16 protein-coding genes and 1 pseudogene are annotated in these 13028 nt (G+C 64.4%); 14 read left to right on the forward strand and 3 right to left on the reverse strand.

Annotated elements, in window-relative coordinates; translation table 11 throughout:
- Nucleotides 1–18 precede the first annotated feature (18 nt).
- The 6 genes from rpsS to rpsQ are packed head-to-tail and all read left to right on the forward strand — an operon-like array spanning nucleotide 19 to nucleotide 2726.
- Entirely contained in the window at nucleotides 19–300 is a 282-nt protein-coding gene (gene rpsS / locus AWC27_RS08425) for a 30S ribosomal protein S19 (protein ID WP_019514048.1), read from the forward strand.
- Nucleotides 297–854, forward strand: a complete 558-nt coding sequence (gene rplV / locus AWC27_RS08430) for a 50S ribosomal protein L22 (protein WP_085670045.1) — start codon at nucleotides 297–299, stop codon at nucleotides 852–854. Before rpsS ends, rplV begins: the two co-directional genes overlap by 4 nt.
- Nucleotides 854–1693, forward strand: a complete 840-nt coding sequence (gene rpsC / locus AWC27_RS08435; protein WP_085670046.1) for a 30S ribosomal protein S3 — start codon at nucleotides 854–856, stop codon at nucleotides 1691–1693. Before rplV ends, rpsC begins: the two co-directional genes overlap by 1 nt.
- Nucleotides 1694–1696: 3 nt before the next feature.
- Nucleotides 1697–2113 (forward strand): 50S ribosomal protein L16, encoded by a 417-nt coding sequence (rplP, locus tag AWC27_RS08440; protein ID WP_083112826.1) that lies wholly within the window; start codon nucleotides 1697–1699, stop codon nucleotides 2111–2113.
- A complete protein-coding gene (gene rpmC, locus AWC27_RS08445) occupies nucleotides 2113–2355 on the forward strand; it encodes a 50S ribosomal protein L29 (RefSeq protein ID WP_083112825.1) in 243 nt (80 codons plus the stop codon). Before rplP ends, rpmC begins: the two co-directional genes overlap by 1 nt.
- Entirely contained in the window at nucleotides 2352–2726 is a 375-nt protein-coding gene (rpsQ, locus tag AWC27_RS08450; protein ID WP_139836833.1) for a 30S ribosomal protein S17, read from the forward strand. The genes rpmC and rpsQ overlap by 4 nt, the downstream gene beginning before the upstream one ends.
- Nucleotides 2727–2742: 16 nt before the next feature.
- Here rpsQ and AWC27_RS08455 read toward each other — a convergent pair whose 3' ends face one another.
- Nucleotides 2743–3735, reverse strand: a complete 993-nt coding sequence (locus AWC27_RS08455; protein WP_085670048.1) for an amidohydrolase family protein — start codon at nucleotides 3733–3735, stop codon at nucleotides 2743–2745.
- 55 nt (nucleotides 3736–3790) lie between these two features.
- Nucleotides 3791–4474 (reverse strand): class I SAM-dependent methyltransferase, encoded by a 684-nt coding sequence (locus AWC27_RS08460; RefSeq protein ID WP_085670049.1) that lies wholly within the window; start codon nucleotides 4472–4474, stop codon nucleotides 3791–3793.
- Nucleotides 4475–4615: 141 nt separating this feature from the next.
- On the opposite strand from AWC27_RS08460, the gene AWC27_RS08465 reads away from it, so the two are divergent.
- Genes AWC27_RS08465 through AWC27_RS08475 form a run of 3 tightly spaced genes read left to right on the forward strand, consistent with a single transcriptional unit; the run spans nucleotide 4616 to nucleotide 8558 of the window.
- Nucleotides 4616–6964, forward strand: coding sequence for an arylsulfatase (locus AWC27_RS08465; RefSeq protein ID WP_085670050.1), 2349 nt, complete (start codon nucleotides 4616–4618; stop codon nucleotides 6962–6964).
- Nucleotides 6945–7619, forward strand: a complete 675-nt coding sequence (locus tag AWC27_RS31920; protein WP_245846930.1) for a hypothetical protein — start codon at nucleotides 6945–6947, stop codon at nucleotides 7617–7619. Before AWC27_RS08465 ends, AWC27_RS31920 begins: the two co-directional genes overlap by 20 nt.
- A 6-nt stretch (nucleotides 7620–7625) precedes the next feature.
- Nucleotides 7626–8558: a DUF4436 domain-containing protein gene (locus AWC27_RS08475; protein ID WP_085670051.1), complete on the forward strand. Its 933-nt coding sequence runs from the start codon at nucleotides 7626–7628 to the stop codon at nucleotides 8556–8558.
- Here AWC27_RS08475 and AWC27_RS32645 read toward each other — a convergent pair.
- Nucleotides 8555–8689 carry a hypothetical protein gene (locus tag AWC27_RS32645; RefSeq protein WP_264079471.1) on the reverse strand — a complete coding sequence of 45 codons (135 nt, stop codon included), beginning with the start codon at nucleotides 8687–8689 and terminating at the stop codon, nucleotides 8555–8557. The two genes, AWC27_RS08475 and AWC27_RS32645, sit on opposite strands and share 4 nt — an antisense overlap.
- A gap of 86 nt (nucleotides 8690–8775) precedes the next feature.
- Here AWC27_RS32645 and AWC27_RS08480 point away from each other — a divergent pair, with 86 nt between their 5' ends.
- The 5 genes and pseudogenes from AWC27_RS08480 (at nucleotide 8776) to AWC27_RS08500 (ending at nucleotide 12766) form a co-directional block, all read left to right on the forward strand.
- Complete coding sequence (locus tag AWC27_RS08480) at nucleotides 8776–9705, forward strand: DUF4436 domain-containing protein (RefSeq protein WP_085670085.1); 930 nt, start codon at nucleotides 8776–8778, stop codon at nucleotides 9703–9705.
- 47 nt (nucleotides 9706–9752) lie between these two features.
- Nucleotides 9753–10607 carry a formylglycine-generating enzyme family protein gene (locus tag AWC27_RS08485; RefSeq protein WP_085670086.1) on the forward strand — a complete coding sequence of 285 codons (855 nt, stop codon included), beginning with the start codon at nucleotides 9753–9755 and terminating at the stop codon, nucleotides 10605–10607.
- A 16-nt stretch (nucleotides 10608–10623) separates the two neighbouring features.
- Nucleotides 10624–10819 (forward strand): annotated as a pseudogene (locus AWC27_RS29970) (DUF4436 family protein); the annotation flags it as partial.
- Between the two features lie 87 nt (nucleotides 10820–10906).
- A complete protein-coding gene (locus tag AWC27_RS08495; RefSeq protein WP_085670052.1) occupies nucleotides 10907–11776 on the forward strand; it encodes a DUF4436 domain-containing protein in 870 nt (289 codons plus the stop codon).
- Between the two features lie 96 nt (nucleotides 11777–11872).
- Nucleotides 11873–12766, forward strand: a complete 894-nt coding sequence (locus AWC27_RS08500; RefSeq protein WP_245846937.1) for a DUF4436 domain-containing protein — start codon at nucleotides 11873–11875, stop codon at nucleotides 12764–12766.
- The last annotated feature ends 262 nt before the right edge of the window (nucleotides 12767–13028 follow it).

The following is a 13028-nucleotide window of genomic DNA, read 5'->3' on the forward strand; positions in this document are numbered from 1 at the left end:
TCTGGGGAGTAGCCAACCATGCCACGCAGCCTGAAGAAGGGCCCGTTCGTCGACGACCATCTGCTCAAGAAGGTCGACGTGCAGAACGAGAAGAACAGCAAGCAGGTCATCAAGACCTGGTCGCGGCGTTCGACCATCATTCCGGACTTCATCGGTCACACCTTCGCCGTGCACGACGGCCGCAAGCACGTCCCGGTGTTCGTCACCGAGTCGATGGTCGGCCACAAGCTCGGTGAGTTCGCGCCGACGCGCACCTTCAAGGGGCACATCAAGGACGACCGGAAGGCGAAACGGCGATGAGCACCACCACTGAGTTTCCGTCGGCGACGGCCAAGGCCCGCTTTGTGCGGGTGTCGCCGAGAAAAGCGCGCCGGGTCATCGACCTGGTGCGGGGCCGTTCGGTTTCCGACGCTCTCGACATCCTGCGCTGGGCGCCCCAGGCCGCCAGCGAGCCGGTGGCCAAGGTGATCGCCAGCGCGGCGGCCAACGCGCAGAACAACAACGGGCTGGACCCGGCCACACTCGTGGTTGCCACTGTCTACGCCGACGAGGGGCCGACGGCCAAGCGCATCCGTCCGCGGGCCCAGGGCCGTGCGTTCCGGATCCGCCGGCGCACCAGCCACATCACGGTGATCGTGGAGAGCCGGCCGAGCAAGGACCAGCGGTCGTCGGCGTCCTCGCGGGCCCGCCGCGCCGAGGGCAGCAAGGCGGCTGCGAAGGCACCCGCGAAGAAGGCGGCCACCAAGGCGCCCGCAAAGAAGGCTGCCGCGAAGGCTCCCGCAAACAAAGCGCCGGCAAAGAAAGCACCCGCGAAGACTTCTGAGGCTTCTGAAGCGAAGGGAGGCTCAGACTAGTGGGCCAGAAGATCAATCCGCACGGCTTCCGGCTTGGCATCACCACCGACTGGAAGTCGCGCTGGTATGCCGACAAGCAGTACGCCGAGTACGTCAAGGAAGACGTCGCGATCCGCCGGCTGCTGTCCAGTGGTCTGGAGCGCGCCGGTATCGCCGACGTCGAGATCGAGCGGACCCGCGACCGCGTCCGGGTGGACATCCACACCGCGCGCCCCGGCATCGTCATCGGCCGCCGTGGCACCGAGGCCGACCGGATTCGCGCCGACCTGGAAAAGCTGACCAAGAAGCAGGTTCAGCTGAACATCCTCGAGGTGAAAAACCCTGAGTCCCAAGCACAATTGGTGGCCCAAGGCGTCGCCGAGCAGTTGAGCAACCGCGTGGCCTTCCGCCGTGCCATGCGCAAGGCCATCCAGTCGGCCATGCGTCAGCCCAACGTCAAGGGCATCCGGGTGCAGTGCTCGGGCCGCCTCGGCGGCGCGGAGATGAGCCGCTCGGAGTTCTACCGCGAGGGCCGCGTCCCGCTGCACACCCTGCGGGCAGACATCGACTACGGTCTGTACGAAGCCAAGACCACCTTCGGCCGGATCGGCGTGAAGGTGTGGATCTACAAGGGCGACATCGTCGGTGGCAAGCGGGAGTTGGCCGCAGCCGCGCCGGCAGGTGCCGAGCGTCCGCGCCGCGAGCGCCCGTCGGGCACCCGCCCGCGCCGCAGCGGTGCTTCGGGCACCACGGCCACCGGCACCGACGCGGGCCGCGCCGCCGGCGGCGAAGAAGCAGCGGCGCCAGAAGCAGCCGCACCCGCTGAAACACAGAGTGCAGCGCAGAGCACGGAGAGCTGAATCATGTTGATTCCCCGCAAGGTTAAACACCGCAAGCAGCACCATCCCCGCCAGCGTGGCATCGCCAGCGGCGGTACGACGGTGAACTTCGGCGACTACGGCATCCAGGCTCTCGAGCATGCCTACGTCACCAACCGGCAGATCGAGTCTGCTCGTATCGCCATCAACCGGCACATCAAGCGTGGCGGCAAGGTCTGGATCAATATCTTCCCGGACCGCCCGCTGACCAAGAAGCCCGCCGAGACCCGGATGGGTTCGGGTAAGGGCTCGCCGGAGTGGTGGGTGGTCAACGTCAAGCCGGGCCGGGTGTTGTTCGAGCTGAGCTACCCCAATGAGCAGACCGCCCGGGCCGCACTGACCCGTGCGATCCATAAGTTGCCGATCAAGGCACGCATCGTTACCCGAGAGGATCAGTTCTGATGGCAGTGGGAATTTCGCCTGGCGAACTGCGTGAGCTCACCGACGAGGAGTTGAACGAGCGCGTACGCGAGTCCAAGGAAGAGCTGTTCAACCTGCGCTTCCAGATGGCTACCGGGCAGCTCACCAACAACCGCCGGCTCCGCACGGTGCGTCAAGAAATCGCGCGCGTCTACACGGTGCTGCGCGAACGAGAACTGGGTCTGGCTGCTGGGCCCGACGGTTCCGACGAGAAGGATGCGTGATGGCAGAGGCGAAGACTCCCGCCAAGAAAGCGGCTGCCAAGGCGGCTCCTAAGTCGGCCGCTGCGAAGGAGGCTGCGGCAAAAGACAAGGGCCCCAAGCACACTCCGGCCAACCCGAAGACCCGTGGCCGTCGTAAGACGCGCATCGGGTACGTGGTGAGCGACAAGATGCAGAAGACCATTGTGGTCGAGCTGGAAGACCGTATGCGGCACCCGCTGTACGGCAAGATCATTCGGACCACCAAGAAGGTCAAGGCGCACGACGAGGAAAGCGCCGCCGGCATTGGCGACCGCGTGGCGCTGATGGAGACTCGTCCGCTGTCGGCGACCAAGCGCTGGCGGCTCGTCGAGATCCTGGAGAAGGCCAAGTAGCCGGCCTTCGGGCCGCTCAAAACCCCAGCAGCCGTTCGGCGTTGCCGTGAGCGATCTGCTCGCGGTCCTGCGGGCTCACCGGAATCCCGGCAAGGAAGGCCGTTGCTTCGGGCATCGGTGAATACGGGTAGTCGGTGGCGAACATGATTCGGTCAACGCCCACCTGCAGCAGCAACGCCAAAAACTGTGGGGTCCAGTTGAATCCGGCGAATGTGTAGTACACGTTGTGGCGCAGATAATGCGATGGAGCGTAATTGAGGTTTGTCGCAGCGGTGGTCAGCACAACATCCAGTCTCGGAAGCATGGCCGGCAGCGCCTCACCCATATGACCGATGATGACCTGCAGCCGCGGGAACCGATCGAACGCGCCACTGAGGATCAGCCGTAACAGGTGCGTCGCGGTTTCGATGTGCCAGCCCCATGCAGCAGTCGAAAACAGAAATGCGACCGACGCCGGGTAGTTGCCCGCGTAGAGCGGCTCGAATACCGAGGCCGGCGGTGGAGTCGGATGTAGGTAAAGCGGAGCCCCCAGCTCCTCGGCCCGCTCCAGAATCGGCCAAAAGAATTCGTCGTCGAGGCGGCGTCCCTGGCAGTGGCCGTTGATGATGGCGCCCACGAATCGATGTTCGCGTACCGCCCGCTCGAACTCGTCGGCGGCGGCGACGGGATCGGGCGTGGGCAGCGCGGCAAAACCGGCGAACCGTTCCGGGTAGCGCTGGATCGCCCGCGCGAGTTGATCGTTGACCTCGCGCGCCGCGGCAACAGCGTCCGGCGCGGGCAGCTGCTCCAGTCCGGGCGCGGTCAGCGACAGCACCTGAACATCGACCCCTGCCGCATCCATCGCGGCGATGCGCCCCTCGGACAGGTCGTATAACCGTTCGACGAGCTGCGACGCCCCGGCCGGGAAGGTCTGCGCCGTCGCCGAAGCCAAGTGCTCGACGAACTCCCGGTCGGGCCCTTCGAAAGTGCCGGGAGTTGCGAAATGCTCTTCCAGCGCGATGATCCGCATGATTCCGACCCCTTCGGATGCCGCGCCAGTACTTCTTGGTCGCTGATTGCCGATGCTATGCCAGCTTGGCATGCAGCCAGCGGGTGGCTTCGGGATCAGCCGTTGTCAGCACCAGCCCCGCGCGTTGCAGTTCGTCGCGTACGGTGCCGGCGCTGAGTTTTTCCGCGGTTATCGACTGGCGCCAGCGCCGGCCGTCGCACTCTAGGGTGAACTCACCCTCGGTGATGCGTCCCGTGTTGGAGTGAATGCTCAGGGTCGTTGTTACCGCGCCGAAGGTGAATGACTGGGTGAAACCCGCCGGTCGCGACGCGATCAACGCGGGTGGTGCCCAATGCAGGATTGCCTGCCCGCCAGGTGTCAGATGACGAGCAACCGTCGCTAACACAGACCTGCGCTGCTGGCTTCCCGGATAGTTGATGATGCTGCCTATCAACAGCACGCAATCGAATTTTTCGGTCAACGCCAGATCCTCGAAAGACGCATGCACCTTTCGCGCGTGTTGGACGTGCATCAGCATTGCGGCCGAACTATCGACGGCGGTGACCCGATGGCCAAGCATGACAAGAGGGTCGGCGATGCGGCCGGTGCCCGCGCCCAGGTCCAGCACTGAGCTGTTGGGCGCCAACTGAGCTGCGATGTATTCGAGCTCTGACGTCGACGGCAGGCGACGGTAGATTTCGACCGCGGTACCGTCGGCTGCCACCGCGCTGGGATCCGGTGGTGTCGCCCCGTCATCCATCGGGTTGTCCCTTCTGGCGCGAATTGCGCCTTCGGCGCCACGTGTCTCAGGTGATTCTGAGGCGGGCTGATTACCCTGTCGGCAGGTGTAATCTGCACGCGATGTCCGGGTAAGTCCACTACGGGAGTGAGGCCTGCGAAGGTGACCGAGTTTAACGGGAAGATCGAACTCGACATCCGCGATTCGGAACCCGATTGGGGTCCCTACGCCGCCCCGACGGCACCGGAGAACTCGCCGAACATCCTCTATCTGGTCTGGGACGACACCGGCATCGCGACCTGGGACTGTTTCGGCGGCCTGGTCGAGATGCCCGCCATGAGCCGGATCGCGGAGCGCGGTGTGCGCCTTTCGCAGTTTCACACCACCGCGCTGTGCTCGCCGACCAGGGCGTCGCTGCTGACCGGCCGCAACGCGACCACCGTCGGCATGGCCACCATTGAGGAGTTCACCGACGGCTTCCCCAACTGCAACGGCAGGGTCCCGGCCGACACCGCGCTATTGAGCGAGGTGCTCGCCGAACGCGGTTACAACACCTACTGCGTCGGCAAGTGGCACCTCACGCCATTGGAGGAGTCCAGCATGGCCGCGACCAAGCGGCACTGGCCGACCTCGCGCGGTTTCGAACGCTTCTATGGCTTCATGGGCGGTGAAACCGACCAGTGGTACCCCGACCTCATGTACGACAACCACCCGGTGAACCCGCCCGGCACGCCCGAGGACGGCTATCACCTGTCGAAAGACCTCGCCGACAAGACAATCGAATTCATTCGCGACGCCAAGGTGATCGCCCCTGACAAGCCGTGGTTCAGCTACGTATGTCCCGGCGCCGGGCATGCCCCGCATCACGTCTTCAAGGAATGGGCCGACAGGTACGCCGGCAAGTTCGACATGGGCTACGAGCGCTACCGCGAGACCGCGCTGGAAAAGCAGAAGTCGATGGGCATCGTGCCGCCGGACACCGAACTGTCGCCGATCAACCCCTACCTCGACGTGAAGGGCCCCAATGGCGAGGCCTGGCCGTTGCAGGACACCGTCCGGCCGTGGGACACGCTCAATGACGAAGAACGCAAACTCTTCAACCGGATGGCCGAGGTGTTCGCCGGCTTCCTCAGCTATACCGACGCGCAGATCGGCCGAATCCTCGATTATTTGGAGGAATCCGGCCAGCTGGACAACACGATCATCGTGGTGATCTCCGACAACGGGGCCAGCGGTGAGGGCGGACCGAACGGATCGGTCAACGAGGGCAAATTCTTCAACGGCTACATCGACACCGTGGAGGAGAGCATGAAGCTCTTCGACCACCTCGGTGGGCCGCAGACCTACAACCATTACCCGATCGGGTGGGCGATGGCCTTCAACACCCCCTACAAGCTGTTCAAGCGTTACGCATCGCACGAGGGCGGCATCGCCGACACCGCAATCATCTCCTGGCCCAACGGAATTGCCGCACACGGAGAGGTCCGCGACAACTACGTCAACGTCTGCGACATCACGCCGACGGTTTATGACCTGCTGGGCATGACTCCGCCGGAGACCGTGAAGGGCATTCGGCAGCGGCCGTTGGACGGTGTGAGTTTCAAAGCGGCCCTTGCTGATCCGGGCGCTGACACCGGCAAGGAGACCCAGTTCTACACGATGCTGGGCACCCGCGGAATCTGGCATAAGGGCTGGTTTGCCAACACCATCCACGCAGCGACACCGGCGGGCTGGTCGCATTTCGACGCCGACCGGTGGGAACTGTTCCACATCGAGAAGGACCGCAGCCAGTGCCACGACCTGGCCGCCCAACATCCCGACAAGCTGGAGGAACTCAAGGCACTCTGGTATTCGGAGGCCGACAAGTACAACGGGCTGCCGCTCTCGGATCTCAACATCTTCGAGACGATGATGCGGTCGCGACCGTATCTGGTCACCGACCGATCCAGCTACGTTTACTACCCCAATTGCGCCGACGTCGGCATCGGTGCTGCCGGCGAAATCCGCGGCCGCTCGTTCACCGTGGTGGCCGATGTAACAATCGACACCACCGGCGCCGAGGGTGTGCTGTTCAAACAGGGCGGTGCCCATGGCGGCCACGTGCTGTTCATCCAGGACGGGCGGCTGCATTACGTCTACAACTTCCTGGGTGAGCGCCAGCAGCTCATTTCGTCGAACGGCCCGATACCGCTGGGCCGGCACCTGCTCGGCGTCTGCTACACGCGGACGGGAACCGTGCCCAACAGCCACACGCCTATCGGGGACGGCGCGCTGTTCTTCGACGAGCATGAGGTCGGCTCGTTGGCGGATATCACGACGCATCCCGGTACGTTCGGGCTGGCCGGTGCCGGTATCACCGTCGGACGCAACGGTGGCTCGGCGGTGTCCAGCCGCTACAAAGCCCCGTTCAGCTTCACCGGAGGCACCATCGCCCAGGTCACCATGGATGTCTCGGGCCGGCCGTATGCGGACGTGGAAAAGGAACTCGCGCTTGCGTTTTCGCGCGACTAGGAGTTTCGCGAGGCCGCTGGGCGCGCTGCTCGGCGCGGCGATCTTGCTGTTCCTAGGTGCCACCGGCTGCACGCGGGTAACCGGTGGCTCTGCGGCATCCACACCGGCTTCCGACCCCGCGGAGCCGGTGCCCGGCATCGCCCCGACGCTGCGCGAGCGCATTCCGCCGAATGCGGTGTCGTGTGTCGCGTCGCCGATTGGTAGCGGCCACCCGACCGTGGCTACCGTTTCCGACCCGGCAGCCCCGCGGATCACCATCGTGGTCCCCGATGAGTGGGGGTCAGTTGCCGGCAGCGGGGATACGGCACTGACGTTGACCGGCCCGGCCGGCATGTCCGCGACGGTGACCATAGCCCCGACCGAACTGACCCCGGACAGTGCCTTCCTGCGCTACACGGCTGGCCTCGGCGGGTCGCTGGCACGTCAGAAATTCGCTGTCCACGGTTCCCCGTTCTGCGGCTACAGCAGCCAGCAATTGACCGGTACGCTGCGTGGGCCCTCCGGTGGGATCGACTTCGCCGACCGCATCACCCACATCTGGACCAACACCAAGCAATACTTGGTGAGCATCCACATGGAAGCGCCTAGCGGCGCCGCCGGATTCAGCACGGCGAAATCGACATTGACACAGGACTTCACGGTCGTCATACCCTAAAGGGCTATGACTACTCAGCCTCCGTCACCACCGCCGGCGCCGACGGGCGAGGCCAGGGCGCATGCACGCCGCGTTGCGATCGGTTTGGCCATTCTCGTGGGTGTGGTCGTTGTCTACACGCTGTCGCTGGTGGCGGTCCACCTGCTGGCGAAGTCCGCGCCTGCGCTGCCGCCGGTTGACCTGAGCAAGCACGAGGCCGAGGACACCATTGTGCAGGTGCGCCTAGACGACCTGAAGACGGTCGCAAATCGGCTCAAGGTGAATGTTCTTGTCTATCCGAAGGATTCGCTGTACGACAAAGACTTCGGCGTGCTGACTACCAACGCCGCGGTGCGCCTGTATCCCGAAAACGATCTGGGTGACCTGCAGTATCCGGTTGGGAAAGCGCCGGCGCAGGTCGCCACAACGATTGTGGCGCACGGGGACCCGGGTAACTGGCCATTCGACTCGTACAAGACGGAAGTGATCGCTGCCGACGTGTTCACCGGTTCGGGCCAGAGCCGCGAAAAGGTAAACGGCCGCATCGAAGTGAGTGGCTCATTGGACGGCTGGGATGCGACCGTCACGCGCGTGCACGATCCCGACGAACAGGATCCCGACGTCAAGGACGACGTGGTCATTACCTTGCAGCGGTCCAAGAGCTCGCTGATCTTCGACGTCGGGATCTGCCTGGTTTTGCTCGCCCTGCCGGCCTTGGCGTTATGGGTGGCCATCCCGATGGCGCTGGGCCGGACGTCGTTCTTGCCGCCCTTCGCGACGTGGTATGCCGCGATGCTGTTCGCCATCGTCCCGCTGCGCAATATCTTCCCCGGGTCGCCGCCGCCCGGCTCGTGGATCGACCAGGCATTTGTGCTGTGGGTGTTGATCGCGCTTGTGGTCGCGATGTTCCTGTTCGTCGTGGCCTGGTCCCGGCAGCGGGATAGAAAACCGCCCGGTTAGCTGATGGCTTCCGCCGGGCCGGAGACCAGGTTCAATGGCGAGTCCGATCCGGCGAAATCGGCTTTCGCGGTGAGAAATTCGTTGATTCCGGCACCCGCGCCGAGGGCAGCGGCAAATCGTTTGCGACGCATGTCGAGATTTGCGGCTATCGAACTGACGGCTGCATAAACATGAAATGACCCTGCGCGGGCGGCACGGGTTCGTTTACCATCTGTCGATGACCACCGAGGCTCCGCCGACACCGCCGTCTCCGCCGTCTCCGTCGACACACGCGGCGCCGCCGTCCGACAAGCGAGGCAAACGCCTGCTGCTCGGGATCGGCATCCTGGTTGCGTTCATCATCGTCTACGCCCTATCGCTATTCGGCGTGCACTGGCTGGCGAGATCGCATGGGCCGCTCAAGGCTCCGGACCTGGGCACCACCGATGACACCGTGGTGCTGGTCCGGCTCGAAGAGCTCAAGACCGTCGCGAACCGACTCTCGGTGAAGGTCCTGGTGATCCCCGAGGACAACATGTTCGATAAGCGCCTCGACGTGCTGACCACCGACACGTCCGTGCGTTTCTACCCGGAAAACGACCTCGGCGACCTGGTCTACCCGGCGGGTAAATCGCCCGCGCAGGTCGCGACCACACTCGAGGCGCACGGCGATCCGGGCAACTGGCCCTTCGACTCCTACACCACCGACACAATTTCCGCCGATGTGCTTGTCGGACAGGGCAACGACCGCAAGTACATCCCGGCCCGGGTGGAGGTGACCGGTTCCCTGGAAGGCTGGGACGTGAGCGTCCAGCGCGTCGGCGAAGCCAGCCAGGATTCGGACCGTCCGGACAACGTCATCATCACGCTGCACAGGTCCAAGGGCCCGCTGATCTTCGACCTGGGAATCTGCCTGGTTCTCTTCGCGCTGCCCGCCCTGGCGTTCGCGGTGGCCATTCAAATCGCCTTGGGTAAGCGGAAATTCGTGCCGCCCTTCGTGACCTGGTTCGCCGCCATGCTGTTCGCCGTCATACCGATCCGCAACTTCCTGCCGGGCGCTCCACCGCCGGGAGCGTGGGTGGATCAAGCACTGGTGCTGTGGGTGTTGATAGCGCTGGTGGCCGCGATGGCCATGTACATGATCACTTGGTATCGACAGTCGGATTGATTCGCACGCTTACCGAGCTGGTCGAGTTGCCGGGCGGAACATTCCGCATGGGCTCGACCAGCTTCTACCCGGAAGAGGCACCGATCCACACTGTGACCGTGGGTCCGTTCGCAGTGGAGCGGCACCCGGTGACGAACGCGCAATTCGCCGAATTCGTCGCCGCCACAGGCTATGTGACGGTTGCCGAGCAGCCCATCGACGCCACGCTGTACCCCGAGGCAGATCTAGGCGACCTGTCGCCCGGCGCGATGGTCTTCCGTCCCACCTCGGGCCCGGTCGACCTACGGGACTGGCGTCAGTGGTGGGAGTGGGTGGCGGGGGCCAACTGGTGCCATCCGTTCGGGCCGGACAGCGATATCACCGACCGGCCCGATCACCCCGTCGTGCAGGTGGCGTATCCCGATGCCGCCGCCTATGCGCGATGGGCCGGGCGGCGGCTGCCGACCGAGGCGGAGTGGGAATACGCGGCGCGCGCGGGGACTACGAGCACCTATTCGTGGGGCGAGCAGGCCATGCCCGACGGTCAGCTGATGGCCAATACCTGGCAGGGGCGGTTCCCCTACCGCAACGACGGCGCGCTGGGGTGGGTGGGGACTTCGCCGGTAGGAACGTTCCCGCCCAACGCATTTGGGCTCGTCGACATGATCGGCAACGTCTGGGAATGGACGGCTACCGAGTTCACTGGGCATCACCGGCTCGATCAGCCGCCGAAAGCGTGCTGCACACCGCAGGGACCGGCGAATCCGGCCGTGAGCCAGGCGTTGAAGGGCGGGTCGCACTTGTGCGCGCCGGAATACTGCCATCGCTATCGGCCGGCGGCGCGGTCACCGCAATCACAGGACACCGCCACCACCCACATCGGATTTCGCTGCGTGGCCGATTCCACGCCCGCCGCACGCTGAGGCGTGGCCGGCATTGGGCAGACGGAAGTTCCTGCCGCCGTTCGCAACGTGGTATGCCGCGAACCGGTTCGCCATCGTGCCGCTGCGCAACATTCTTCCGGGCTCGCCACCGCCCGGCGCGTGGATCGACCAAGCCATCGTGCAATGGGTGCTGACCGCGCTGACGGTGGATGGCGCTCTACATCCGGGCGTGGGTACGCCAATCGGAGTAGCCGAGCGCGAGTCGCGGGCCGCGCCGGTTGCTACCATCTGACTCCGTGTCTTCAGAGGGCCCGCCGCCTGCGCCCGAGCCCAAGCGCATGTCGCGAAGAAAACACCTTGTGCTCGATGTGTGCATCATCGTCGGCGTTGCCGTGCTCTATGTGCTCTCGCTGGTTGGTTATCACTGGCTGGCCAGCTCGCCGGGTCCGTTGCCCAAACCCGACGTGGGCACCACCGACGATAGCGTCGTGCTGATCCGCTTCGAGCAGCTGCACACGGTGTCCAATCGCCTTGCCGTGAAAGTGCTTGTGATGCCGGATGATTCGATGATCGACAAGCGTCTTGACGTGTTAACCGTCGACACCTCGGTGCGCTTGTACCCGGAGAACGACCTGGGCGATCTGCAGTACCCGGTAGGCAAGTCTCCGGCGCAGGTGGCCACCACCATCGAGGCGCACGGCGACCCAGGCAACTGGCCGTTCGACACCTACACCACCGACACGATCCAAGCGGACATCCTGGTAGGTGCCGGGGAAAACCGTCAATACAAACCCGCCCGGGTTGAAGTGACCGGGTCATTGGAGGGCTGGGACATCAGCGTTCAGCGCGTCGGGGATACCAGCCAAACCTCCGACCGCCCGGACAACGTGATCATCACCCTGCACCGCGCCAAGGGGCCGCTGGTCTTCGATCTCGGGATCTGCCTGGTGCTGTTCACCCTGCCGACGTTGGCGTTGTTCGTCGCCATTCAGATGCTGACCGGCCGTCGAGAATTTTTGCCGCCTTTCGGCACCTGGTATGCCGCGATGCTGTTCGCCGTGGTGCCGCTGCGCAACATCCTTCCCGGCTCGCCGCCGGCGGGTTCATGGATCGATCAGGCGGTGGTGATCTGGGTGCTGATCGCGCTGGCCACGGCGATGGTGGTGTACATCATTGCTTGGTATAAGCACTCGGCCAAACCAAAGTAGCAACAGTGTTAAATGCGTGTAGCGGTGCTGTTTTGCCGCTGCCAGCAAACACTGCCATTGCTAACATCTGGCTTCGTGTCGGTTCAAGAGCTTGCCCTGCCCGAGGTCATCTTCGGTGAGTCGGCGCGCAGACCTCGGCGACGGCACCTCGTGGTCGATGTCTGCATCATCGTGGGCGTCGTGGTTGTCTATGTGCTGTCGCTGGTCGGCTATCACTGGCTCGCCACGGCTCCGGGTCCGCTCGCCGAGCCGGACGTAAGCACCGCCGATAACAGCGTGGTATTGGTGAGGATAGAGCAGCTGCACCCGGTCGAGCACCGACTCGACGTGAAAGTCCTTGTGATGCCTGACGATTCGATGCTCGACAAGCGCCTCGGTCTGTTGGCCGTCGACACCTCCGTGCGCTTCTTCCCGCAGAATGACTTAGGCGATCTGCAGTATCCGAAGGGGAAATCGCCGGCGCAGGTGGCCACCACCATCCAGGCGCACGGGGAACCCGGTGACTGGCCGTTCGACACCTACCGAACCGACACCATCCAGGCCGACATGCTCGTCGGGGCCGGTGACAACCGCGACTACAAACCCGCCCGGGTGGAAGTGACCGGGTTGCTGGAAGGCTGGGATGTGGCCGTCACCCGAGTCGGACGCAACAGCAGTGACCCCGCCCGCCCGGACAACGTCGTCATCACCCTGCAGCGGGCCAAGGGACCGCTGGTCTTCGATCTGGGCATTTGCCTGGTCCTCATCACACTGCCGACTTTGGCGCTGTTCGTTGCCATCCAAATGCTCACCGGCAGAAGGAAATTCCTGCCGCCGTTCTCCACCTGGTATGCCGCGATGTTGTTCGCGGTGGTTCCCCTGCGCAATATCCTTCCGGGTGCACCGCCGGCGGGTTCCTGGGTCGATCAGGCCGTGGTGATCTGGGTGCTGATCGGACTGGCTACGGCGCTGATCCTCTACATCGCCGCGTGGTATCGCAGCGCGGACTAGCTGTTTCGTGGTTGCGGGAGCTTGTCAAGAGCCGTTGGCGAGTTGGTGGTGACGGGGTTGCGTGGATGGTTGGAGATGCAGACCGGTGCAATGCGGTACGGCGCTTGGCTAGCGCCTCGGTCATCGTCGCTGCGGTATTGGGGCCGATGCAACCGCTTACCAGTGGGGGTCGCCTGAACAGAATCGTTGTCAGACCCTTGTGGCAGTATCGCACATATGTTCGATGAATCGTCGGGTGGGTCGTCGCCGGAGGTGCTGGCGC

Source organism: Mycobacterium szulgai (genome assembly GCF_002116635.1).
Lineage (GTDB): Bacteria > Actinomycetota > Actinomycetes > Mycobacteriales > Mycobacteriaceae > Mycobacterium > Mycobacterium szulgai.